Annotated in this window: 22 protein-coding genes; 14 read left to right on the top strand and 8 right to left on the bottom strand. The window is 44.8% G+C overall.

What is annotated here, in order from left to right:
- The first annotated feature begins 65 nt into the window (after positions 1–65).
- The 3 genes from RT422_RS04910 (at position 66) to RT422_RS04920 (ending at position 2,415) form a co-directional block, all read left to right on the top strand.
- Positions 66–1,448: a hypothetical protein gene (locus RT422_RS04910; RefSeq protein WP_007116152.1), complete on the top strand. Its 1,383-nt coding sequence runs from the start codon at positions 66–68 to the stop codon at positions 1,446–1,448.
- 109 nt (positions 1,449–1,557) lie between these two features.
- Positions 1,558–1,794, top strand: coding sequence for a PA3496 family putative envelope integrity protein (locus tag RT422_RS04915; RefSeq protein ID WP_007116151.1), 237 nt, complete (start codon positions 1,558–1,560; stop codon positions 1,792–1,794).
- 81 nt (positions 1,795–1,875) lie between these two features.
- The gene (locus RT422_RS04920; protein ID WP_007116150.1) at positions 1,876–2,415 is read left to right on the top strand and encodes a UPF0149 family protein; all 540 of its coding nucleotides are present in this window, start codon (positions 1,876–1,878) and stop codon (positions 2,413–2,415) included.
- A 54-nt stretch (positions 2,416–2,469) separates the two neighbouring features.
- Here RT422_RS04920 and argG read toward each other — a convergent pair whose 3' ends face one another.
- From argG to RT422_RS04955, 7 genes are all read right to left on the bottom strand, one after another.
- On the bottom strand, positions 2,470–3,834 hold the full coding sequence (gene argG, locus RT422_RS04925) for an argininosuccinate synthase (RefSeq protein ID WP_076774885.1): 1,365 nt from the start codon (positions 3,832–3,834) through the stop codon (positions 2,470–2,472).
- A gap of 162 nt (positions 3,835–3,996) precedes the next feature.
- On the bottom strand, positions 3,997–4,473 hold the full coding sequence (gene greA, locus RT422_RS04930) for a transcription elongation factor GreA (RefSeq protein WP_007116148.1): 477 nt from the start codon (positions 4,471–4,473) through the stop codon (positions 3,997–3,999).
- A gap of 261 nt (positions 4,474–4,734) precedes the next feature.
- On the bottom strand, positions 4,735–5,286 hold the full coding sequence (locus RT422_RS04935) for a phosphatase PAP2 family protein (RefSeq protein WP_040403597.1): 552 nt from the start codon (positions 5,284–5,286) through the stop codon (positions 4,735–4,737).
- Between the two features lie 154 nt (positions 5,287–5,440).
- Positions 5,441–8,686: a carbamoyl-phosphate synthase large subunit gene (gene carB / locus RT422_RS04940; protein WP_313421520.1), complete on the bottom strand. Its 3,246-nt coding sequence runs from the start codon at positions 8,684–8,686 to the stop codon at positions 5,441–5,443.
- Between the two features lie 110 nt (positions 8,687–8,796).
- A complete protein-coding gene (locus RT422_RS04945) occupies positions 8,797–9,660 on the bottom strand; it encodes a PhzF family phenazine biosynthesis protein (protein ID WP_313421521.1) in 864 nt (287 codons plus the stop codon).
- Positions 9,661–10,854 carry a glutamine-hydrolyzing carbamoyl-phosphate synthase small subunit gene (gene carA, locus RT422_RS04950; RefSeq protein ID WP_313421522.1) on the bottom strand — a complete coding sequence of 398 codons (1,194 nt, stop codon included), beginning with the start codon at positions 10,852–10,854 and terminating at the stop codon, positions 9,661–9,663.
- 256 nt (positions 10,855–11,110) lie between these two features.
- Complete coding sequence (locus RT422_RS04955; protein ID WP_313421524.1) at positions 11,111–11,344, bottom strand: hypothetical protein; 234 nt, start codon at positions 11,342–11,344, stop codon at positions 11,111–11,113.
- 134 nt (positions 11,345–11,478) lie between these two features.
- On the opposite strand from RT422_RS04955, the gene RT422_RS04960 reads away from it, so the two are divergent.
- The gene (locus RT422_RS04960; protein WP_313421525.1) at positions 11,479–12,750 is read left to right on the top strand and encodes an FAD-dependent monooxygenase; all 1,272 of its coding nucleotides are present in this window, start codon (positions 11,479–11,481) and stop codon (positions 12,748–12,750) included.
- Complete coding sequence (locus tag RT422_RS04965; RefSeq protein ID WP_313421526.1) at positions 12,747–13,994, top strand: FAD-dependent monooxygenase; 1,248 nt, start codon at positions 12,747–12,749, stop codon at positions 13,992–13,994. The genes RT422_RS04960 and RT422_RS04965 overlap by 4 nt, the downstream gene beginning before the upstream one ends.
- 75 nt (positions 13,995–14,069) lie before the next feature.
- Here RT422_RS04965 and RT422_RS04970 read toward each other — a convergent pair whose 3' ends face one another.
- On the bottom strand, positions 14,070–15,284 hold the full coding sequence (locus tag RT422_RS04970; protein WP_313421528.1) for an OmpA family protein: 1,215 nt from the start codon (positions 15,282–15,284) through the stop codon (positions 14,070–14,072).
- 518 nt (positions 15,285–15,802) lie between these two features.
- On the opposite strand from RT422_RS04970, the gene RT422_RS04975 reads away from it, so the two are divergent.
- The 9 genes from RT422_RS04975 to RT422_RS05015 all read left to right on the top strand — a co-directional run bounded on the left by RT422_RS04975 (position 15,803) and on the right by RT422_RS05015 (position 24,639).
- Complete coding sequence (locus tag RT422_RS04975) at positions 15,803–16,432, top strand: rhomboid family intramembrane serine protease (RefSeq protein ID WP_128680960.1); 630 nt, start codon at positions 15,803–15,805, stop codon at positions 16,430–16,432.
- Between the two features lie 112 nt (positions 16,433–16,544).
- Positions 16,545–17,480, top strand: coding sequence for a metallophosphoesterase (locus RT422_RS04980; RefSeq protein ID WP_313421530.1), 936 nt, complete (start codon positions 16,545–16,547; stop codon positions 17,478–17,480).
- A 105-nt stretch (positions 17,481–17,585) separates the two neighbouring features.
- On the top strand, positions 17,586–18,500 hold the full coding sequence (locus RT422_RS04985) for a bestrophin family protein (RefSeq protein ID WP_313421531.1): 915 nt from the start codon (positions 17,586–17,588) through the stop codon (positions 18,498–18,500).
- Positions 18,501–18,620: 120 nt separating this feature from the next.
- The gene (gene purE, locus RT422_RS04990) at positions 18,621–19,175 is read left to right on the top strand and encodes a 5-(carboxyamino)imidazole ribonucleotide mutase (protein ID WP_007116135.1); all 555 of its coding nucleotides are present in this window, start codon (positions 18,621–18,623) and stop codon (positions 19,173–19,175) included.
- Between the two features lie 9 nt (positions 19,176–19,184).
- Entirely contained in the window at positions 19,185–19,817 is a 633-nt protein-coding gene (locus RT422_RS04995) for a hypothetical protein (RefSeq protein WP_007116134.1), read from the top strand.
- A gap of 145 nt (positions 19,818–19,962) precedes the next feature.
- The gene (locus RT422_RS05000) at positions 19,963–22,908 is read left to right on the top strand and encodes a valine--tRNA ligase (RefSeq protein ID WP_313421533.1); all 2,946 of its coding nucleotides are present in this window, start codon (positions 19,963–19,965) and stop codon (positions 22,906–22,908) included.
- Positions 22,909–22,936: 28 nt separating this feature from the next.
- Positions 22,937–23,851, top strand: a complete 915-nt coding sequence (locus RT422_RS05005) for a hypothetical protein (protein WP_007116132.1) — start codon at positions 22,937–22,939, stop codon at positions 23,849–23,851.
- Positions 23,852–23,953: 102 nt separating this feature from the next.
- Positions 23,954–24,211 carry a hypothetical protein gene (locus RT422_RS05010; protein ID WP_007116131.1) on the top strand — a complete coding sequence of 86 codons (258 nt, stop codon included), beginning with the start codon at positions 23,954–23,956 and terminating at the stop codon, positions 24,209–24,211.
- 131 nt (positions 24,212–24,342) lie between these two features.
- Positions 24,343–24,639, top strand: coding sequence for a hypothetical protein (locus RT422_RS05015; RefSeq protein WP_007116130.1), 297 nt, complete (start codon positions 24,343–24,345; stop codon positions 24,637–24,639).
- Positions 24,640–24,649 lie beyond the last annotated feature (10 nt).

Consider the following 24,649-nt stretch of genomic DNA (forward strand, 5'->3'; position numbering starts at 1 on the left):
TATGCCAAAAAAATAAACATGATAATGTAGCATTTAATCGCTCCTAAAGAAAGTTTAATCTACCCATGAATCATCTAGCCCCCCGTCAAGGCAAATTCGCTATTGTGCTACTTATTAGTTTTTGTTTACATTTTTTGATGCTTACTTTTAGTAGTGAAAAATCCCAATACGAGCAGCGTACCCAAAAGGGTGAAAAAATTGTTGAACAGTTAGCCAAAGAAGCCATGGTGGGCATCACCAGCCAAGATAGAATTAGCCTGAGCGTCTTGGCAAACCGCTACCAAGTTGATCAGGAAGTCGCCAAGCTTGTCATCAGTGACCAAAACAATCAGCCGCTGGTGCAAACCGGACAAGCACAAAACGAAGTAGGGCAGGTGATTGACAAACCGATTATCCAAAACAACCAAGTCCTCGGTCACGCCATCATCACCATGAAAGCGGTCTCCAAAGGCGAGATTGTCAGTAGTCAATGGTTGTTTGTATTAGGGTCAGCAATTTTGCATGGGTTTTTATGGCTGATTTATGGCTATATGGCGCGCCCAACGCAGGAACAGCTTGCACAATTGGGTGAAAAAGTCCAGCAGCATATCGCGCTTGCCCGTGGCAGCTTAGCGCCCACCAACCCTGCATTGACAGCGGGTGGTGAATTGCAGTTAGACGAAGACACCTTGTACAATAAAGCAGGGGATAGCAGCGCCACCGCGCAACCTGCCGCCACTGGCAAAACCATCAATGATTTTTTAAATCGAGAAAAATCAAAATCTGCTAAAGACATTCCCCAAGCCCAGCCCACAGCGACTGAGGCGACTGACAATCTGGCTCAAGAAAATACAGTAGACAGCCAAAAACAGCCTGAAATTGAATTACAAATTCATTTTTACGACCAGTATCATCTGCTAAAACGGGTGGCACCTGAAGTTGCAAAACCGTATTTTCAATTGTGTAATCAGCTATTGATGCGCGCATCAAACAGCTTGTTTAATTCGTCAAACAATGTGTTAAATCGCTATATCAAAGACGTGTATATCAAAGACAACTCGCATTTTAATGCCAACGGCGCGGTCATTCATCTAGCAGGTAAAGCCGAGCAATTGCCACTGGCAGCGGTGCTGTTGTCAAAATTGTTGATTATCCTCAACCAAGTGGTATACGAAAAACACCGTGAGCTATCGCGTTTTGCCTTGCCATTAACCATCGGTACCAGTATCAGTCATCAATTCGATGACGTACAAAAACTAATGGCAAACCACGCCAAAGAAGATGGTTTATTACTCCTGTATCCACTCGATTTACTTAAAACGTTAGATGGTAAAGTGCAGTTTAAAAACTTGCAACATCCGACCACTATCACAGAGCGTGAAATGGTTTGGTACAACGGTTTATCAGAAACCTTGATGACCGAACTCATTGCCAAACGCGATGATATTTTGACAGCCACAGAAAAATAAAAGAATCATGGCTATTTTTTCTTTCGCCACTTGACTTGACCGACAAAACCCATTATAAGGCTTTATGAAATTGCAAATTTATCGAATCGACCAGCGAAAGGAGCAATAAATGGCTGATCCAGATATTGATGATAGCTTTGAAGATGACAATTTTGATGATGACGATGACGCGCGACTCGTGGATGACGACGCATCGGGTCGAAGTCGGGCAAGTAGTCTTGAAAAACGTCGTTTGATTGACAATTTATTGGAAGAAAAGCGTCTAGAGCGCTCACTCAAAGACAGCTTTGATGACGATCTTGATGACTTAGACGATGACGACGATTTTGATGATGATGAGTTGTAAGTCAAGCAAAAGGTTAATACAGTCGGTATTAACCTTTCTTTTTTCAATCCGCTTTTTTGATAAAATACTAGGATAACCACCATGGATTTTGATGATTTAATCGATTTTTTAGACAGTGATGACAATGAATTTGGGCTATCGAGCATCGCTACACACGGCTTTTTAACCGCCTCTATTGTCGGCAAACCTTTAGACAATTGGCAAACCTATCTTTTTGAAGGGCATGAAAAACAAGTCAAGCCAGAGGTGCTAGCAGCCATTGAACAGTGGCGTGATGAGCTGCAAGCCATGCTGCAAGATGAGCGTGAAATTGAGCTGCCTTTTGATGTCGAAGAAACTGACTATCTCGATATTGAAAACTCAGAAATCAGCGAATGGTCGGTGGGCTTTGTTGATGCCATGTATGCCAGCGATGACGAAGAAGATGATTGGTTTGATGATGACGACAGCGAAGAAGATGTGGCAATGCTGACGTTACCGATGATTTTGTTTAGTGGCATTGATGAAGACCAACCTGATATGCAAGAGCTACTCAAAGACCCAGAAACCATGAGTCAAATGGCACAAGCCATAGAAAAAAATATCGTTGAGCTGTTCTTACTCTTTCATACCAATGATTAATGGTAGTCACAAAAAAGGGCAATCGCATCGATTGCCCTTTTTTTATTTACCGCATTATTTTTGCTCTAGTTGCGGTACGTCTGAGCCATGGGCATTGGATAACAAACCTGATTGGCTATATAACGCCAATTTAGCCCGGGTATCTGAAATATCTAGATTGCGCATGGTGAGCTGACCGATACGGTCCATTGGCGTGAACGCCGCATCTTCAACTTTTTCCATCGATAGGCGTTCTGGTTGGTAGGTCAAGTTGTCAGATTTAGTATTTAAGATGGTATAGTCATTACCGCGGCGTAGCTCGATGGTGACTTCACCCGTGATAGCTTTGGCGACCCAGCGCTGGGCGGTTTCACGAAGCATCAAGGCTTGTGAGTCAAACCAGCGACCTTGGTACAACAAGCGACCTAAGCGTAAACCATTGATACGGTACTGCTCGATGGTGTCTTCGTTATGAATCCCAGTGACCAAACGCTCATAGGCAATGTGCAACAGCGCCATAGCAGGGGCTTCATAGATACCCCGTGATTTGGCTTCGATGATACGGTTTTCAATTTGGTCACTCATACCAAGACCATGACGACCCCCGATTTCGTTGGCTTTTAAAATCAAATCCACTGGGCTATCAAAGGTTTCGTCATTGATTGCCACGGGCATGCCTTGTTCAAAGCGTACTGTCACTGTTTCTTTGTCGATTTTGACATTGTCATCCCAAAATGCCACACCCATAATCGGCTCAACGATGTGCATGCTGGCATCCAAAAACTCCAAATCTTTGGCTTCATGCGTCGCGCCGAGCATATTTGAGTCGGTTGAGTAGGCTTTTTCTTTGGACATTTTGTAATCAAAGCCATTGTCGATTAAGAACTGTGACATCTCGCTACGACCGCCCAATTCATCAATGAAGGTTTGGTCAAGCCACGGTTTATAGATTTTAAGGGCAGGATTGGTGAGTAGACCATAGCGATAAAAACGCTCAATATCATTGCCTTTATAAGTTGAGCCATCGCCCCAAATGTTGACATCATCTTCTTTCATGGCAGTAACTAGCATGGTACCTGTGACCGCACGACCCAGTGGCGTGGTGTTAAAGTAGGGCATACCACCGGTGCTGACATGAAACGCACCGCATTGAATTGCGGCAATACCTTCAAGCGCTAATTGCAAACGGCAATCAATCAAACGTGCTTTGACCGCACCATATTGGTCGGCTTTTTTGGGAATGGCGTTGTAATCGTCTTCGTCAGGTTGACCTAAGTTCGCGGTATAAGCGTATGGCAGCGCGCCTTTTTGCTTCATCCAAAGTAGCGCAGCTGAGGTGTCAAGTCCGCCTGAAAACGCGATACCGACTTTTTGCCCGACGGGGACAGATTGTAAAATGGTGGCGTTATTGGTGGCATTGTTTGTGGTATCGTGGCTCATAAGCTTCCCTATCCAATTCTCAAAAAATAATCTGTAAAATCAACCTATCGAATTATTGTAACATTTTTGTCAACGTGTTTTTCGCCATTTTTTGACAATTACCCATAATTTGTCACAATAAAAAAGCCAATCAAATGATTGGCTTTATCGGCTAAATAGCGGTTATTGGTACAACACTTCGACGATTTCGTATTCGACTTCGCCGCTTGGGGTTTGGATTTTGGCTTCATCGCCTTCTGATTTGCCAATCAGACCGCGCGCGATAGGCGAGTTAATCGAGATTTTGTTGGCTTTAAAATCCGCTTCGTCATCACCCACAATTTTATAGCGTTTTTGCTCTTCCGTATCGAGATTTTCAATCACTACCGTAACGCCAAACACCACGCGACCTTCTTGCGGTAGTTTTAGCGGGTCAATGACTTCAGCCCCGCCCAGTTTGGCTTCGATATCGCGAATACGGGCTTCACAAAATCCTTGCTGCTCACGGGCAGCATGGTACTCGGCATTTTCTTTTAAATCGCCATGTTCGCGCGCTTCGGCAATCGCCGCGGTAATACGTGGACGGTCAACGGTTTTGAGCTGTTTGAGCTCTTCTTCTAAAGCCGCGTGACCTTGAGGCGTCATTGGATAACGTTGCATAGGGGATTCCTTTTGTCACAAATAGGGATTCAAACGGCAAGATTGCCAAAGTAACAAGTCACAAAAAATGGTCATCAACTCTCGTGATTAACCATTATCTATTTTGTATAGATGAAAAAAACCATGCTAGACAGGGCTACTGCCTAACAAGGTTCTAGTAAAAAATTTGCTGTGCTGTGTCAATCACCACAATAACGGTATTTTACTTGATAACGGCTTGTGATGCAAAGCATTCACTCAATTGACTGCATGAGCCTGACATTACCAAGCTGAGCTGATGGTAACACCCACGGCTTTATTTTCATACCAAGGTAAAATAGTGGCATTGTCAAACGGTTGCGTCATCACCAAACCACTGACGACACCCAGCGCGCAGCCAGCAACCACATCACGGGTATGGTGCTTGTCGGCATCCACACGTGACCAGCCCACATAGGCGGCAGGAATCATTGCCATCGAGCCATAGCGCCAGCCATAGCGTTGACCGATGAAAGTTGCGCCCGCGCAAGAATCACTAGCATGCCCTGATGGAAATGAGTAATCTTCGCCATTGGGACGTTCGCCCCATGCGGTGTCATTGGTGGCGTATTTGAGCGCATAGGTAGCCGCCAAATTGGTTGCCATGGTTTTGCCTAATTGATACACGCCTTCTTGGTCATGTTTGGCAAGTGCCATGCCTAAGCCTGCTACCGGGATAGCAATATGCAATATATCGCCCGCTTTTTCGCTATCGCTTTTGGCATATACCGTTGTGGTTGGCGCTAATACAGCAGCGAGCAGTATGATGTTAAAGGTCTTAGAAGGTTGTCTCATGGCATTCACACCCTGATTGTGGTTGGTGGTCAAAACATTGATAAACATGGCTATACTTAGGGCAAACCTAGTATACACCCCAAACCTTAGGATTATCTTAACCCATAAAAAAATACTGATAGCACTGGCTATCAGTATTTTAGACTAGCGGTGGTTATCCCTGTGTCTGTGTATGTAGCGCTTGGAGCTTATACACATCAAATGGTAGCTGCACTTTATACGCTTGGGTAACTGCTGCCGCGGCATTTAAGGTGGTCACATTAAATACTTTATGCTGTAAGGCTGAGCGGCGAATCGAGAATGAGTCTTCATGCGCTTGTTTGCCTTCAGTGGTATTGACCACAATCGCAATCTCACCGTTTTTGATGGCATCGACGATATGTGGGCGACCCTCGGTGACTTTGTTGATGCGCTCACAGGCGATACCTGCTTCGGTCAAGATTTTTTGTGTACCTGAAGTTGCCACAAGTTTAAAGCCATAGTCGGCAAATTGTTTTGCCACTGGTACCAGGTTGGCTTTGTCGCTTTCACGCACTGATAAGAACACTTTTTTAACTTCATTGTCCACTGGCAAACCGGGCAATCTATCATTACTGCCGATGATGGCTTTGTAGTAAGCTTCACCAAAGGTCTGACCCACGCCCATGACTTCACCCGTTGATTTCATCTCAGGGCTTAAAATGGGGTCAACGCCTGGGAATTTGGCAAAAGGGAAGACCGCTTCTTTGACCGCAAAAAATGTTGGAATCACCTCAGTGGTAAAGTTTTGTTCCACTAAGGTTGTGCCAGCCATACAACGCGCAGCGACTTGTGCAAGTGAAGTGCCGATGCATTTTGATACGAAAGGCACCGTACGTGAGGCACGCGGATTGACTTCAAGAATATAAACCACACCATCTTTGACCGCGTATTGGACGTTCATCAAGCCCACCACACCCAGCTCTTTTGCCATCGCCACGGTTTGTTCGCGCATCACATCACAAATCTCTTGGCTGAGTGAATACGGCGGGATTGAACACGCTGAATCGCCTGAATGCACGCCCGCTTGTTCGATGTGCTGCATGATACCGCCAATCACCACATTGGTGCCGTCAGAGATACAATCCACGTCTACTTCAATCGCATCATCTAAGAAGCGGTCAAGTAACACAGGGGCTTCGTTGGACGCTTGTACGGCTTCACGCAAATAACGACGCAGTTCGTTTTCGTTGTAGACGATTTCCATCGCGCGACCGCCCAACACATAAGAGGGACGGACAACTAGGGGATAGCCTACTTGCGTCGCTTTGACGATACCGTCTTCGGTACTGGTCGCCAAGGCATTAGGTGGCTGAGTAAAGCCCAATTGCTGAATCATGTGTTGGAAACGTTCACGGTCTTCTGCACGGTCAATCGCATCTGGGCTGGTACCGATGATATGCACACCTGCAGCTTCCAGTGCGCGTGCTAATTTTAATGGCGTTTGTCCACCGTACTGCACAATTACGCCTTCGGGTTTTTCGATGCGCACGATTTCAAGCACATCTTCTAACGTAATAGGCTCAAAGTACAGACGGTCAGAGGTATCATAGTCAGTTGAAACTGTTTCAGGGTTACAGTTGACCATGATGGTCTCATAACCATCTTCACGCATTGCCAAGGCGGCATGCACACAGCAATAGTCAAATTCAATACCTTGACCAATGCGATTAGGACCGCCGCCGATAACCATGATTTTTTTGTTGTTGGTTGGATTGGCTTCACATTCGTCATCATAGCTTGAATACATATAAGCGGTCGAAGTCGAAAACTCCGCGGCACAGGTATCCACGCGTTTGTACACAGGATACACGCCCAAATCCCAACGTTTCTTACGCAGCTGTTTTTGTGAAATACCCAAGAGCGTTGCCAAGCGTAAATCTGATAACCCTTTACGTTTGAATTGACGCAAGTTGTCACTGGTCAAACCGCCAAAGCCAGTTTCTTTCACCAATTTTTCCGTTTTGACGATGTCTTCAATTTGCACTAAAAACCAAGGGTCAATGCGAGTGAACTCAAACACCTCATCTACGCTCATGCCAAAACGGAAGCCATCAGCAATGTAGAAAATACGGTCAGGTGTAGGGGTTTTTAACTTAACTTTTAAGGTGCTGCGAATGGTATCCTCGTCTTGATTGAAATCAAGATACTCATCAAAACCATTCACGCCAATCTCAAGACCGCGTAACGCTTTTTGCATCGATTCTTGGAAGTTACGACCAATCGCCATCACTTCACCCACTGATTTCATTTGGGTAGATAAGGTGCTGTCAGCTTGGGGGAATTTTTCAAAGTTAAAGCGCGGTACTTTGGTCACCACATAGTCAATGGCAGGCTCAAAGCTAGCTGGGGTCAAGCCGCCTGTAATGTCATTGCTGAGTTCATCGAGGGTATAACCGACCGCAAGTTTTGCTGCGATTTTGGCAATCGGGAAACCCGTGGCTTTAGATGCCAAGGCAGATGAACGGCTGACACGTGGGTTCATCTCGATGACCACCATACGACCTGTTTTTGGGTCAATACCAAATTGTACGTTTGAACCACCGGTCTCCACGCCAATCTCACGCAGCACCGCCAATGACGCATTACGCATGATTTGGTATTCTTTATCCGTCAAAGTCTGAGCAGGTGCCACAGTGATAGAGTCGCCTGTATGCACACCCATAGGGTCAAAGTTTTCAATCGAACAGACGATGATACAGTTGTCTTTTTTGTCACGGACAACTTCCATCTCGTATTCTTTCCAACCAATTAAGCTTTCATCAATCAATAGTTGGTGAGTGGGTGATAAGTCAAAACCACGCTCACAAATCTCGACAAATTCGTCACGGTTGTAAGCGATACCGCCGCCCGAACCCCCCATGGTAAACGACGGACGAATGATGCAAGGAAAGCCGACTTTGGCTTGAATGGCAAAGGCTTGTTCCATGGTTTCGGCCACTTCGGCGCGTGGACACTCTAAGCCGATTTTTTTCATCGCTTGGTCAAACAGGTTACGGTCTTCAGCTTTTTCGATGGCATCTTTGGTGGCGCCAATCAGCTCACAGCCATATTTGGCGAGTACGCCATGCTTGTCCAAGTCTAACGCACAATTGAGCGCGGTTTGTCCGCCCATGGTTGGCAAGATGGCATCAGGGCGTTCTTTATCAATGATACGCTCTACCGTTTGCCAGGTGATGGGCTCGATGTAGGTGGCATCTGCCATGACGGGGTCGGTCATGATGGTAGCTGGATTTGAGTTAACCAGAATGACGCGGTAGCCTTCTTCACGTAAGGCTTTACAGGCTTGTGCGCCTGAGTAGTCAAATTCACAGGCTTGTCCGATGACGATAGGACCTGCGCCGATGATAAGAATGGATTTGATGTCGGTACGTTTTGGCATTGCTTTACACCCTTTTTAACTGCATTACGTAAAATTTAAAATAAAAAACTGAGTACTAACTGATGTTTAAAACCCTAATTTTAAAAAAAGCGCGATTAACGCACTTTTTATTATAAATAAAACTCACCTTTGCCCACCTCGATGACATTGCCACCCACAAAAATGTTTTGCTCGTTATCGACGTTGAGCGTCAAGCGGTTGGGTCTGCCCATGTCATCGCCTTGGTGAATGGCTTTGCTTATCGGATAGTGATTTTGACTAATAAAATACGCCCCCAAATTGGCACATGCCGAACCTGTGCCGCTATCTTCTACCAAGCTATTATTTTGCTCAAAAAACATCCGTGAATGGATAATGTCACCATCAGCAAACCAATAATAAATAGACGGCTCCTCGGTGGTTTTAAAGGGATTATCAATGTGTAACTCACGAAGTTTTGCCATATCAATTTGCACATTGGCTAGCGCTTGCCGATTGGTTAGTTCAACCAAGATTTGTTGTGTGCCGCTATTGATGAAATAAGCATGACCTACAAAATCGTCCGTATTTATGCCACTTAATGCTGCCAAACTAGCCTTATCAGCATTAATGTGCTTAGCCTGATAACCCTGAATTTTGATTTGTATACGGCTATTACTGGTAAAAATTTCTACTGCCTTGGCTCGTGTATTAACCACAAATTGACTGGGCAAGTCATTGAGACTTTTTAAAATAAATCCCGAGCCAAGCGTGGGATGTCCTGCCAGTGGCATTTCATAATTTGGGGTAAAAATACGTAAATTGGCGACGGCTTTTGTACCATGTAAATCAGTTGGCGCAAAGATAAACACCGTTTCACTCAAGTTAAACTGCTGAGCAATCGACTGCATTTGCTCATCATTTAGCCCATCGGCATGGGGAAATACGGCAAGCGGATTACCACCAAAATGGCTTTCGGCAAAGACATTAACCAGGTGGAAAGGGTATTGTTGCATTTATGCTTTCGCCTTTGCCATCATAGCTGCAAATTTATCAAATAGTGGTGCACAGTCATGGGGTCCTGGGCTGGCCTCTGGATGTCCTTGAAAACTAAACGCAGGCTTATCGGTCAGCTCAATGCCTTGATTTGAGCCATCAAATAACGAACGATGCGTCACTTTAATATTGCTAGGAAGCGTACTTTCATCCACCGCAAAACCGTGGTTTTGTGAGGTAATCATCACCGTGCCTTGCTCGATATCTTGTACAGGGTGGTTGGCACCATGGTGACCAAATTTCATCTTCAAGGTTTGTGCACCGCTAGCCAGTGCCAATAGCTGATGACCTAGACAAATACCAAACAGCGGAATATCAGTCTCGGTGATGATGTGCTTAATCGCCTCAATGGCGTAAGTACAAGGTTCAGGGTCACCAGGACCATTGGATAAGAAAATACCATCTGGGTTATGTTTGAGCACCTCATCGATAGGCGTTTGGGCTGGCACAACGGTGACATGACAGCCGCGGTCAACGAGCATGCGCAAGATGTTGGTTTTGACGCCAAAGTCATACGCCACAATGTTAAATTTTTGCTCGATGTCAGTGCCCAATTCTTTAAAGCGACCACAAGTTGGGCTCACTTCTGGACTTACCAATTGCCATGAGCCTTGCGTCCAAGTAAAACCTGCTTGGTCACAGCAGACTTTCGCCAAGTCCATGCCTTTGATACCGGCAAAGCTTTTGGCAAGTTCGATTGCTTTGGCCTCATCGAGATGACCGTCACTATCGGCGGTCATGATACAACCGTTTTGTGCGCCTTTTTCACGCAGTAGGCGAGTGAGTTTACGGGTGTCGATATCAGCGATGGCAACAGTGTTATGGTTAATCAGATACTCGCTTAGTGATTGGCTTGAGCGAAAGTTACTGGTTGCCATGGTTAAATCACGGATAATCAGTCCGTTTGCCCACACTTTATGAATGCGACCTGACTCTGTGTCTTCATCGTTGGTGCCAGTGTTACCGATATGCGGATAGGTTAAGGTGACGATTTGCTGGGCGTAACTTGGGTCGGTCAAGATTTCTTGATAACCTGTCATCGCTGTATTAAACACGACTTCACCAACGGTGTGTCCGCTAGCACCGATGCTGCGACCATAAAAAACCGTACCATCTGCCAATGCCAAAATTGCTTTTGCGTAATTCGTGTTCACCTAGTGCCTCCGCTCGTATCCTGTGTTCTACCTATGTGTGCGATGGTATAATATGCCCAGTCAATGCACATACCGTAAAAAGTATCGCCCACAAAAAAGCGAGAAGACATTGATTTTAAAGAAAATAGCTAACTGGTTTTAATGCGTTACCAGTCTGTGCCATTAACTTTATCATGCCAACTCGCTAAGGTTTGATTTTGCCTATTTTAACAGAACATCACAAAAAAAGGTAGCCAAAATTTTTGTCGAAATCAGTCTAAAAAGTACGCAAACTTGGTTGAAACAAACCCACCACAAACCAAATCGTTTGAACAATCCAAATGATCAGTACATACAAGCGGATTTGCTCGGCTGTCCAATCTAGCGAAAACCAGCCAATTAGCCACCACGATTGCCAACCTTCTAGCCATTTTGCGCCATTTCCCAGCAGCACCCAACCATAAAATATACTGCTAAGCAAAAACAGCAACAACCATTGCAGTACTGGCATTTTGCTTATTCCTTCAACATTTGCTTTATGGATTTTACCCAAATGCCGCCACAAAGCGCGTAAGGATTTGTGCTAAACTGGTAAAAAATTCTGATAAGGTGCGCTTTAACCGCCCTTTAAAAAAGAGAACAAGCATGAATATTCTTACCCCCCAAACTGTGGTGATTATCGGCGGCGGCAATGTGGGTTTATCCTTTGCTTTACTGCTTGCTGATAAAGGCATCTCAAGTACGCTACTAGAAAAAGCCAACTATCCGACCATTAGCCCTGATGATGATTTAGACCGCGCGCAATTTGACAGCCGTAACATTGCGCTGTCACGCCGTACGGTACAAATTTATCGTGGTATAACCTTTAATGGCAAAGCGCTATGGGATGATTTACAAAGCCATGCCTGCCGCATCGATGAAGTTAGTATCAGTGAAGAAGGTAGTTTTGGTAAAGCGACGCTCAACAAAGAAGCCGAAGGGGTGGAAAGTTTTGGACAAGTGATGGAAAACGCATGGCTTGGCAAAAAATTACTGCTCGCCGTGCAAAACAATCCGCTGATAACTTTGCTAGACGGCGCCACCTTGACCGATATACAACAGACGGCAACCGATGTCACCATTCGCTTTGACCAAGACCACCAAGCTTGTCAAACCTTAACGGCTGATTTATTGGTGGCTTGTGATGGTCAGCATTCGCCAAGCCGTCAACTACTGGGCATTGGCGCAACTGCACACGATTATCACCAAGTCGGTGTCGTGGGCGTGGTCATGACGGACAAACCGCACCAGCATCAAGCGATTGAACGCTTTAATAAAATGGGCGCAGTTGCCGTGTTGCCTTTGGTTGATGCGTTTGATATCGGTCAAGGGGATGGACGACAAGCCCAGCAAGGCTACCGCCGCTCTGTGGTATGGGTGTGCCCAAAAGGCGAAGAACAGCGCTATTTGGATGACGACCAATACTTTCTTGACACTATTCAACAAGCCTTTGGCGCCCTAGCAGGCAAGTTTGTCAAAGCAGGCAAACGCGGCGCGTATCCACTGGTCAAAATATTGGCAGATAGTCAAGTCAAAGGTCGCTGCGTCATCATGGGCAATGCCGCCCACACCTTGCACCCTGTGGCAGGACAAGGCTTTAACCTATGTATGCGCGATGCTGATACGCTCGCCAAAATGCTGGCACAGCAAGTGATGCGCGGCGAAGATATTGGCGATAGTCGCATGCTACAAACTTATGCCAAACGCCGTAAAGTCGACCAAAAACGGGTAGAAATTTTCTGCGATACCGTGGTGTATGGTTTTATGCACCAAAATCCTTTGCTCAAAATCGCGCGTAATGTCGGACTCATTGCCTTTGATAAAGTGCCATTTGTGAAACCAGCTGTGGCTACCTTTGCGATGGGGCTGAAATCATGAAAAACACTACATTAATCATCGGCGGTGGTGTTGTTGGCGCGACATTGGCATTAAAGCTTGCCCAAGCGCGCCATCCTGTCACCTTAATCGATGCTCGACCAGAACTTTTAGCAGCCGATTGGCGCGACAAACTCACCGAGCGTGATGCTCGTGTCTATGCGCTAAGTGTTGCCAGTATCAACCTACTCAAAGAGGTCGGTGCATGGCAGCGTATCGAACAAAGCAAACGCAAAGCCGACTATACCCAAATGCAGGTATGGCAGACCAATGGCGTGGGCGAGCTAAATTTTGGAGATGCTCAAACACCGCAATTATTGGGCAGTATGGTTGAGCCATTTATCATCGAAAAAGCACTGTATGACGGTTTTGACGATGAGTGTCTTGTCCATCAGGGTCAATCCTATTTGCGCCATATTGCAGGGCATAAGGTCACTGATATTGCGTGGCAGGGTGAAGATTTGGGGTATCAAGTTAGCTTAGATAATGGCACTACTCATCAAGGTAAGCTATTAATCGGGGCTGACGGGCGCGGCTCTATGGTACGCCAAGCGGCAGGGATTGGGTTAGATACCTTGGCGTATCAACAAACGGCAATCTGCTGCGCCATCAAAACCGAGCAGCCACATAAGGCGACAGCCAGACAAGTGTTTTTGCCGACAGGGCCTTTGGCACTCTTACCGCTGGCAGATGTGACCGCTGACGATCAGGCAAATCCGCAACATTGGCAATCAGTGGTATGGACATTGCCGACCAATGCTGCACTTGATTTACTCACACTCACGCCAAAAGAGCTTGCCAAAGAACTCGCCTTTGCCAGTGGCTATGCCTTAGGGGACATCACTGAGATTGAGTCAATCGCCAGTTTCCCACTGGGTGCCCAACATGCCAAAAATTATGTCAAAGCCAACTTGGCGTTGATTGGCGATGCGGCGCATGGGGTGCATCCTTTGGCGGGACAAGGCTTAAACTTGGGTATGCTCGATATCATTGCCTTGAGCGATATTTTACAAAAAGATTATCAGCGGTCAGGCAACAAGCTATGGGCAAGTTTTGCCACCTTACAGCGTTATGAGCGTCAACGCTACGCTAATAACGCGATGATGATGCACAGTTTTTCAGGGATTAATTGGATTTTTGGTACACAGTTGCGTCCGATTCAGCAGCTACGTAGTGAAGGCGTGAGCATGGTTAGCAAAATCACACCCTTGATGAAATTTTTTACCCAAAAAGCCAGTGGCATCTAAAAATTTTTAACAGCAAAAAAAATCCTCGATAAGTTATCGAGGATTTTTAACAATCAATCAACCGGGAAAGGTGATTTATTTCGCTGGGCTTGCAACCGTCGTAACAGTTGTAGTACCAGTGGCAGGAATAGCATTGTCATCAATAATGTATGCATCGACACGGCGACCTTCTTGGTCTTTACCCGCAGCACCTGTGGTGTCTTGTGGTTTGATCAATTCAAGTTGTGATTGTGGCACACCATTGGCTACCAAGAATGATCTAACCGCTTGGGCACGCTCTTTTGCTAATTTTTCATTGGCAGCAGCATTACCTGTGCTGTCAGTATAACCACTGATACCGATTTTTTTGCCTTGTTTAGCGGCTTCAAGGATATCATTGGCTTTTTCTTTGGCATTACCAGCAACTTGTGATTTACCAGTAGCAAAGTAGAAGCTTAGGCGACCATTTTCAAATACCACTGAAGGCTCAGTGCTAGAGATAGTTGTTGCCGTTGTTTCAGTGGTGGTCATCGTGGTGCCAGATGCCATTGGCATGCTTGCTACTGCCATGTCAGTGGTTGATGCTACAGGCATTGCCATGTTATTTGTAGCACTTGCCGCAGAGACTTCAGTTGTGGTAGTGGTTGTCGTTGTTGACGCAGTGGTAGAAGCTACAACTGGCGTCGCGACTGGCTCAGTTTTATTACATGATTTTAACAATGCCCAAGCGAGCGCGCCTAAAATCAATAAACCAATGATTGGCAATAACATTTTCATCAGGCCGCCTTCTTCAGCTTTAGGTGTAGCAACCAAATGCTCCTCTGTACGAGTAGTGGTTTGGACAGTAGGCGTGGTCGCTGCATGCACAGGCGCCAAATTCAACATAGTTAAAATGCCCGCTGGGATAAATGCATATGCCCAAGCAGGAATCACAGAAGCCACAGAAGCAATATTGTTTGATAAGAAAGTATTAAGTGGGGTCGTACCCGCAAGTGAGCGTAATTCACGCAGTACCAGCGGCGCGGCACGGCTTACCAACGAACTAGTTTCTTGCTCTGGTACACTGTAATGACGTGAAAGCTGTTGCACTAGCTCTGTGCGGTGGGTAGTATCTGGTAGTACACGGTCAAAAAAGCCGTGGTCATCATCAGCGATGGTTGCATTAGCAAAGCTGTTAGAGACGGTACCGTCAGCAAGACGGGCAACCATAATAGCGTATAATTTTTCTAATAAAGATGAGCGGTTTTCATCAGTTGCATTATTTAAAACAACGGGTGTTACTGTACGGGTTAAATGTTCAATGATATTCATAATTCAATCCTCAAGAAAATGAAGGGTTATCAACCACCATAAAACCAATGTATTATTTTTATATCCAGCACACTAGCCAATAATTCTATTATATATTTTCAAAAATTATTATTTATGGTTGTTGGGTTTTTTATTGCATTGCTATTTAATTTACGCTTAACAATACTGAGAAAAACTGCCGCAATTCAACAGATTTTGTTAAGTCTTTTGCAGTATTACTCAAATATAGCTAATAAATTAAAGCAAAATCGGCATGCCTTCAGTTATGTTAAGGTAACTATTGCGTAAATATTGTGTTAAAAATTCAAATCGTCCCCATTTTGGGTAAACTTGGGTAAAAGTGTGTTGCTCAAATTTGAAGGCTTTGTCATTAGTTGCATGCTACAAGGTGAAAGTAATGCTACAAGGCAGCTTTAGGTATCACCTATATTTATAAATTCACATTTGGCTTATTGAGATAATACGCTATCTTTATCATAATCCTACTTATCCATTATTTATTGCTATTTTGAGGTGCTATGTCACTTTTTTCTAACCATACTTTGTTTATCATTATCATTACGGTGGTTGTCAGTTTATTAGCTTGGCAATCACCCCAACTGATGCAAAGGTTAATTTTTTATCCGCCTGCGGTGCAGCGAGGGCAAGTTGATCGCTTTGTCACCCACGGTTTTATCCATGCCGATGGCATGCACTTATTTTTTAATATGTTTACTTTGTATTCGTTTGGACAAGCGGTGCAGGGGTTGTTCATGTCCAAACTTGGCAGTCTAGGGTTTGTGCTGTTTTATCTTGCCGCTTTGGTGGTGGCGATTATGCCAACCTATCTAAAACAAAAGAACAATCCTCGCTATAGCAGCCTAGGGGCATCGGGCGCTGTTTCAGCGGTAATTTTTAGCTATATTTTGATGAATCCTTGGTCGACATTATTGCTGTTTGTGATTCCTGTACCTGCGATTGTGTTCGCGGTGGCGTATGTGGCGTATAGTGTGTGGGCGGATGGGCAAGGTCGCGGTAGTATCAATCATTCGGCACATTTGGTGGGTGGTATTTTTGGTATGTTAGCCACCATTGCCATTGAACCAGGTATTGTGGCGCATTTTTTTAACCAATTAATGCATCCTAGATTTTTAGGCTTTGGCGGCTAACAGTTGGGGGCAAAAATTGCGTGGCACCGCTTGCCCAGTTATAGGTTGCCTATTTATCAGTTGCTTGGCTAGTTAACGCTAAAGTCGTAAAAAGCAGTAAAAGGTAAAAAACATGATTTATGATGTGATTGGTGATGTACATGGTCAGGCAGATAAACTCATTGGGTTACTGACGCAGTTGGGCTATCAACATGATGGTCAGTGTTTTCAAGCACCTCCTAATCACCAAGCGATTTTTATCGGCGACTTGATTGATCGGGGAGGTCAACAGCTGCAAACCTTATCTATCGTATTTGCGATGATTGACCACGGGCAAGCGCTCGCAGTCATGGGTAATCACGAGTATAATGCGTTAGCTTACGCCACACCCGATGCCCGCGATGCTAGCCAATATTTACGACGACATGATGATAAAAATACCTCGCAGCATCAAGCGTTCCTTGATGAAGTAGGGTTTGCTAGTGAGTTGCACCAGTTTTGGCTCAAGCGGTTTTATGAATTGCCCCTGTGGTTAGCGTTGGATGATGCGTGTTTTGTGCATGCTTGTTGGGACAGTGACGCGATGGCGATTTTAAAACCCCTATTAACAACCGACAATCGCTTGACGCCCGTTGCGCTACAAAAAACCAGTGAGGAAGGCACGCTACCTTTTCAGGCACTGGAAAGAGTGCTAAAAGGTGTGGAAGCGCCACTACCTGAGGGAATTCATCTAGTGGATAAAGAAGGTCATCAACGTAAAAATGTACGGGTACAGTGGTGGCAACCGAGTTTGTCGTTTCAGCCGATTCACCAGATTGCGCGCGCCAGTCAAGAAGATTTGATTCATATCCCTAAAGACACGTTGACCGCTGAGATTTTGTTTGGGCTTGACCATGATAAACCTATTTTTGTCGGGCATTATTGGCTTAATGGCACGCCTGAGCTACTTAGTCATCAAGTCGTCTGTGTGGATTATTCTGCTGCCAAAGATGGTTTTTTGACGGCTTATCAATTTGATACCGATCATCCGACGTTGACGTCAGCGAATTTTATGCAATATCAGCATTAACCCAAAGCTAAACGGTAAATTGGGTGTAACATAAATTAAAATATTTGTTTAAAGCTTACGGCTAAAAATGATAGCTAGTGAGCAAAAAATTAAGATGAGTTAGGTATGATTCGACGTCCGATTGAGCCGCTAAAGATGCTATTTGTGATGCAAGGCTCGTATTTTAAACGGCTGATTGTGCCACAAGTTTTGTTGTTTATTTTCTCCTTTCTTATTTATTTTTATCAAACCCACATCGCTACCGAGCCTGTACCGCTCAATCCTTCGGTGTTTGCGATACTCGGTATCTCTCTTGCGATTTTCCACGGGTTTTGTAATAACGCAGCGTATGACAGGTTTTGGGAAGGGCGCAAGCTGTGGGGCACGCTGGTTTGGCTAAGCCGCAATATTGCACGCCAAGTGCTGACACTGCCGAATGTCAGCATGGCGGAAAAACAAGCCTTTATCCGTCATCAAATCGCTTTTGTGCACAGTCTACGCCAACAGCTACGGGCTGAGGATAATACAGCAAATCTGCAGCGGCTATTAACGGTTGAAGAACAGCAAGCCGTGGTTGGGCAAAACTTTATTGCGTTACGCTTGACCCAAATCATGGGGCAGATGCTCGCCAACTGGCAAGCCGAGCAAAAAATCGATGTTTGGCAATGGCAAAGCTTGGATAACACCTTGGGGGAGATTGCCCATATCCAAGCGGGCTGTGAACGCATTAATAACACACCGATTCCCTATGCCTATTTTGTGCTGCTGCATCGTACTGTGTATCTGTATTGCTTTATGCTACCGTTTGGACTGGGCAATGCGATTGGCTGGGTAACGCCATTTGTAGTTAGCTTTGTTGGCTACACCTTTATGGCGCTCAATGAAATCGTCGATGAAATCAGCGAGCCGTTTGGTACGGGGGAAAACGAATTGCCGCTAGGGATGATGTGCGATACGATTGAGACGCAGCTAGCCATGCTCAGTCACCAACAATTTGCTCCTGAACAAAAGCCGCGAGTACCCGCCAATGTGGTGATATAGTTACCTCATAGATTTTGATTTTCAAGGGTAAAAAATCATGCTATATTAAGTTTTAACCGTGCATTTCATGCACGTTTTTTTATTTTAAGTCCGTCAATTTTTTGGCAAAAGGAATTTTCCATGTCAGCAAGTCAGCCAAACGCCCAGACACACCAGCTACCACCTCCCATCCCATCGCCACAAGGTCAAGCCAAAGTGGGTATCATCATGGGTAGTCAATCTGACTGGGAAACCATGCAAAACGCCGCGCAAATGTTAGCGGATTTTGGGGTGCCATTTGAGTGTGAAGTAGTATCGGCACATCGCACCCCTGATAGATTGTTTGACTATGCCAAAACTGCCAAAGCTCGCGGACTGTTTGTGATTATCGCAGGGGCAGGCGGCGCGGCGCATCTGCCCGGGATGTGTGCGTCTCAGACGGATTTGCCTGTGCTTGGTGTACCTGTCAAGTCCTCCATCCTAAGCGGTTGGGATAGTTTGCTATCCATCGTGCAAATGCCCAAAGGGGTGGCGGTGGGTACGCTTGCAATCGGGGCAGCGGGTGCGGCAAATGCAGGGCTACTGGCAGCGCAAATTTTGGCGATTGGTGATAGCACGCTTGCGCAAAAAATCAGTGATTTTCGCGCCAAACAAACCCAAACAATTTTGGATAATCCGACACCAGGCTTGATGTGATAATGAGCGATGAAAACCGCATTTGCTAAGCTGTTACAAGTCTATGCAATTGATCATCAAACTATTGCTGACTGCTGGCAAAACATAGTCACTCACTACCAGCAGCCTCACCGCCATTATCACACGCTTCACCATATTCAGGCGTTATTAGAACAGTTTGACGGGATAAAAGATCAGCTAAAGCAACCTGAAAGCGTGCTATTGGCGATTTTTTACCATGATGTCATCTATCAAACCCAAGGCAAACCAGCCATGAGCAACGAACGCCAAAGCGCGGCGTATTTTATCGCCGAATTGGGCGGTTTTTTGCCAATAGACTTGCAAAATCGGGTTGTTGAATTGATTATCGCCACCGAAAAACACGAACTTGCCGACACGAACGACAGCGATATGGCGTATTTTTTGGATATGGATTTGCGTATTTTGGGGCAGACTGACTTGGTTTATCAAGCCTATTGCCAACAAATTCGCCTTGAATATCAACACGTTGCCAAGGTCTTGTACAATTTTTCTCGTAAAAAAGCCTTAAAAAGGTTTTTGGATAGAAAGCGGCTGTATTTTACCGAACGATTTTCTACACAGTATGAGCAGCAAGCAAGGCAGAATATTAAGAGCGAAATCAAGACATTAACGTTATTTTAATTTTTACCATTTTGAAGCAAGGCTTAATCAGTTGGGTTAAGCCTTTTTTTATCACCAAACATTTTTAAAACTGCCTAGTTACGGTAAAATCCGTTAATTATCTTTTTGACATTCCTTCCTTTTTTATTGCAAAAGTTGAACATCTATGAGCACGCAACATCAAATCGCCCAAGCCTTAACGTCTTTAGAAAACGCTTACAACCCAAGCGACGTCGAAAACGGCATGTACCAAGTGTGGGAAGACAAAGGCTACTTTCAGCCAAGCTATGATAAACAACAATCGTTTTCTATTGCCCTGCCACCGCCGAATGTCACAGGCTCACTGCACATGGGGCATGGCTTTAACAATGCCATCATGGACACGCTCACCCGCTATCACCGAATGCTGGGCGAAAATACCCTCTGGCAACCAGGTACCGACCACGCAGGGATTGCCACGCAAATGGTCGTTGAGCGTCAATTGAACGCCCAAGGCATCAAGCGCCATGATTTAGGTCGTGAAAAATTCCTTGAAAAGATTTGGGAGTGGAAAGCCGAGAGCGGTGGCAACATCACCCGCCAAATCCGCCGTCTAGGTAGCTCGGTGGACTGGAGCCGTGAGCGTTTTACCATGGATGATGGCTTGTCCAATGCCGTCAAAGAAGTGTTCGTGCGTCTGTACGAAGATGGGCTGATTTATCGCGGTAAACGTCTAGTCAACTGGGATACTAAGCTACAAACCGCGTTATCCGACCTTGAAGTAGAAAACCATGATGAAAAAGGCTCACTGTGGCATTTTCGCTATTATTTGACCGATAAAAATGCCAAAACCCAAGACGGTAAAAATTACCTTGTCGTTGCCACCACCCGTCCAGAGACCTTGCTCGGTGATACCGCCGTTGCCGTGAACCCAGAAGACGCACGCTACCAGCACCTTATCGGGCAAACCGTCACGCTGCCGATTACCGGTCGCATTGTGCCGGTTGTGGGCGATGACAAGGCGGTGGACATGGAATTTGGCACAGGCTGTGTCAAAATCACCCCTGCCCATGACTTTAATGACTACGAAACAGGCAAGCGCCACAATTTGCCGATGATTAATATCTTTGATAATTCAGCGCATATCTTGCCAGAGATGCAGATTTTTACTGATTTGCAAACCAAAGAGCCACAGCTTGAGACCACGCCTAGCGAGTATGCAGGACTTGAGCGGTTTGCCGCGCGTAAAAAAATGGTTGAGCAAAGCGAGTCTGAAGGCTGGCTTGAAGAAATCAAACCACATGATTTAAAAGTGCCCAAAGGCGACCGCAGTAACACCATCGTTGAGCCGTGGCTCACTGACCAATGGTATGTATCCATCGAAAAACTGGCAAAACCTGCCATCGACGCGGTGGAAGACGGGCGCACCGAGTTTGTCCCTGCCCAGTACAAAAATATGTATATGGCTTGGATGCGTGATATCCAAGACTGGTGTATCAGCCGTCAGCTTTGGTGGGGGCACCGTATCCCTGCGTGGTATGACGATGAGGGCAATATTTATGTCGGGCGTGATGAAGCGGAAGTCCGCCAAAAATACCACCTTGCTGATAGCCTAGCGCTGCGCCAAGATAGTGACGTATTAGACACTTGGTTTAGCTCGGCATTGTGGACGTTTAGCACGTTGGATTGGCAAGGCGAAACCAGTTTTGACGACTATAGCCAAGCGCTCAAAACCTTCCACCCAACCAGTGTATTGGTCACAGGTTTTGACATCATTTTCTTCTGGGTCGCCCATATGATGATGATGACCCTATACTTTATCAAAGACAAAGACGGCAACCCGCAAGTGCCGTTTAAGACGGTGTATGTGCATGGCTTGGTGCGTGATGGACAAGGGCAAAAAATGTCCAAATCCAAAGGCAACGTACTTGACCCGATTGACCTGATTGACGGCATTGATTTAGAAACCCTAGTCGCCAAACGCACCACAGGTCTTATGAACCCCAAAGACGCGCAAAAAATCGAAAAAGCCACGCGCAAAGAATTTGCCGATGGCATCCCTGCGTTTGGCACGGACGCGCTGCGCTTTACTTTTACCTCGCTTGCCAGTACGGGACGCGATATCAATTTTGACCTCAAGCGCATTGAAGGCAATCGCAATTTTTGTAATAAAATTTGGAACGCGACCCGTTTTGTGCTGATGAACTGTGTCGATAAGGAAGGCAATGCACTAAACATCGATAAAACCGCTAATACCGAGTTGTGGGAATTGCCAGAGCAGTGGATTATGAGCCGTCTAAACTCCACGGTGAAAGCCATCCATGAGCACATGAGCCAGTATCGTTTTGACTTGGTGAGCCAAGATATCTATGAGTTTATCTGGAATGAATACTGCGACTGGTATGTCGAGCTTGCCAAATCGAGCTTAAACGATGAATCGGTGAGTGCTGAGCGTAAAGCCCAAATCCGCTATGTACTGCTCAACTGCCTTGAAGTCGCCATGCGCTTTACCCATCCGATTATGCCGTATATCACTGAGAGCATTTGGCAAACCATTGCCCCTATCATCGACAAAAAAGCGACTGACAGTATCATGACTGCTGCTTTCCCAACAGCGGATGACAGCCTAATCAGCCTACAGACCGAGCATGACATGACTTGGCTACAAGCGCTGATTGGGGCGATTCGTAACATCCGCGGTGAGATGAAGCTTGGCAATGCGGTGCGTCTGCCTGTGTTACTTGACAACATCAGCGATGAGGAAACTGCACGCCTAAGCCGTATTGAAAATCAGTTTAAATCGCTTGCCAAAGTCGATACGCTGACTATTGTGAATGCGGGTGACGGTTCTGATAAAGAGTTACCGTTGTCGTCATCGAGTATGGTCGGTCAGTTAAAAGTGCTAGTGCCGATGAAAGGCTTGATTGACCCAACGGCGGAGTTAAATCGCCTTGCCAAAGCGCAAGAAAAACTTACCAAACAAGCGGAAAGTCTGCGTAGTAAGCTGTCCAATGAATCATTTGTGAGCAAAGCCCCTGCCAATGTGGTGGAAAGCGAGAAAGCGAAACTTGCTGAGATGGATACGCAACTGGCGGAAATGCATAAGCAAATTGAGCAGTTAAAGGCGATTTGATTTTAAATTTAAATAGGAGGATTTATACGTGTTTGGATTATTTAAAAAGAAAAAAGTTAATGACCCTGATTTTCTAAAACGTATTGAGAAAGATGGAGTGGATTACGTTGCAAAACGAATGTCTGAAATACTAATTGAAAATGGATTGCCAAACAAAGAAATGGCATATGAATTCATTCTTCAAGAATTAGATGGGGCAAGACAAGGCAATAATTATGCTCAGGACTTTGCTAAGAACTGTGGAATACCAAAGGGAGCATATTTTGGGAGCTTAAAAAATGATACGCCAGAACTAGATATTGCCCAAAATATTATTCAAAATATAAGTAGTAGGCTGATGCCGATGATGGATTTAGCGGTTGAGTTGAGAATTAAAATTGTAAATAATGTCATGCAAGAGTTTGAGTTTGGAAAATACTATCAAGAAAATTCCGATGAAGAAATAGAAGAATATGATATTTCTGAAGAAGATCTTGAGGAGTATTATTCTTATTATGAAGAATGTTATGATGAGGATTTTGATGAAGAAGAAACAAATGAAAATATTGAAGCTAAAGTATTAATTACTGACCCTTTTAACCCAACGTTAGATGTTGAAACCCATCAAGGAATTTATACTTATCGAAATAAAATTGCTAGTTTAGCGTTTGAAGATTTATGTATTGAATTTTCAAATGTAATGTCAGCAAAACATAATTCTATGATGAGCGTGGGGTTAAGTGATTATCAAGCAAACCAAAGAATAGTGAGAGACTTAACAGATAAAGCTTTAATTATATGTTTGAGTAAATTTGGCAATGAAAAGGTTTTGTCATATGGGAATAATGATTTAAGGCTAATAAATCAGTTAATTAACGAATGCGATGAACAAGTAGCTTCCATCCCTGTCCCACCATTGGAACACGGAATGCAATTATTTAATCTGTTAGAAAGACATTTTTAACCTTATTTAATAAAGGTTTTCATCACGTTTTCAATAATTAAACATGATACATCAGCCCCTAGATTTCCTAGCATAGATAAGAAATCTTGAAAAAGTGAAAATATGATGATTAATCAAGAAATCTTAAATGCCGTTGTTCAAGAGATTAAATCGACACCAGCAGATGAGTTAGAAAAACGACTTCAACAGTCAGAACAATCTGCTTTTGCTCAATCAATTAATGAACTTTCGGCATTTTCAAGCTCAACTCCAACCGCCAAAAAGCCAAAACGTTTAGCTTTGCGTACCTTTTCGGTATATCGAGCAGAAGCGTTAAATCGTCGAAATAGAGTAAAGCACCGTTTAAGTTTTAGTAGATAATTTGTAACCTAATAAAAAACCCACAAAATCTGTGGGTTTTCTTTTACCTACCTAAATTTAAAAAATTACGTTAAAATCAATTATTAAAAAATCACTTTTCCATAGGATATCTAGGTAAAAAAAGGTGAAAAATGATAAATCAATCCTTACATTTTGAAATCACAGGCAATGACGCAACTCGACTCATTCAAGCCTGCCAACAGCTTGGCATACAACCTGCCCAAGCCTTTCAACACTTTGTCGCCCAACTATCCGCCAACGCCGAGCAAAAGCCAGTCACAACCGAGCCTACCACCGAGCAAATCCGAGCCAAAAAACTCGCTCGTGCAGGCGGACTTGCCCAATACGCCAATCCAGACTTAATCCCACTTGAACACCAAGCTGTTACAAAGACACTAAAGGCAAAATATAGTACTAACTTAAAGTAAAAAAACCCAC

Origin of the sequence: Moraxella sp. CTOTU49803 (genome assembly GCF_032097965.1) — a bacterium.
In the GTDB taxonomy this organism is placed as follows: Bacteria; Pseudomonadota; Gammaproteobacteria; order Pseudomonadales; family Moraxellaceae; genus Faucicola; species Faucicola tetraodonis.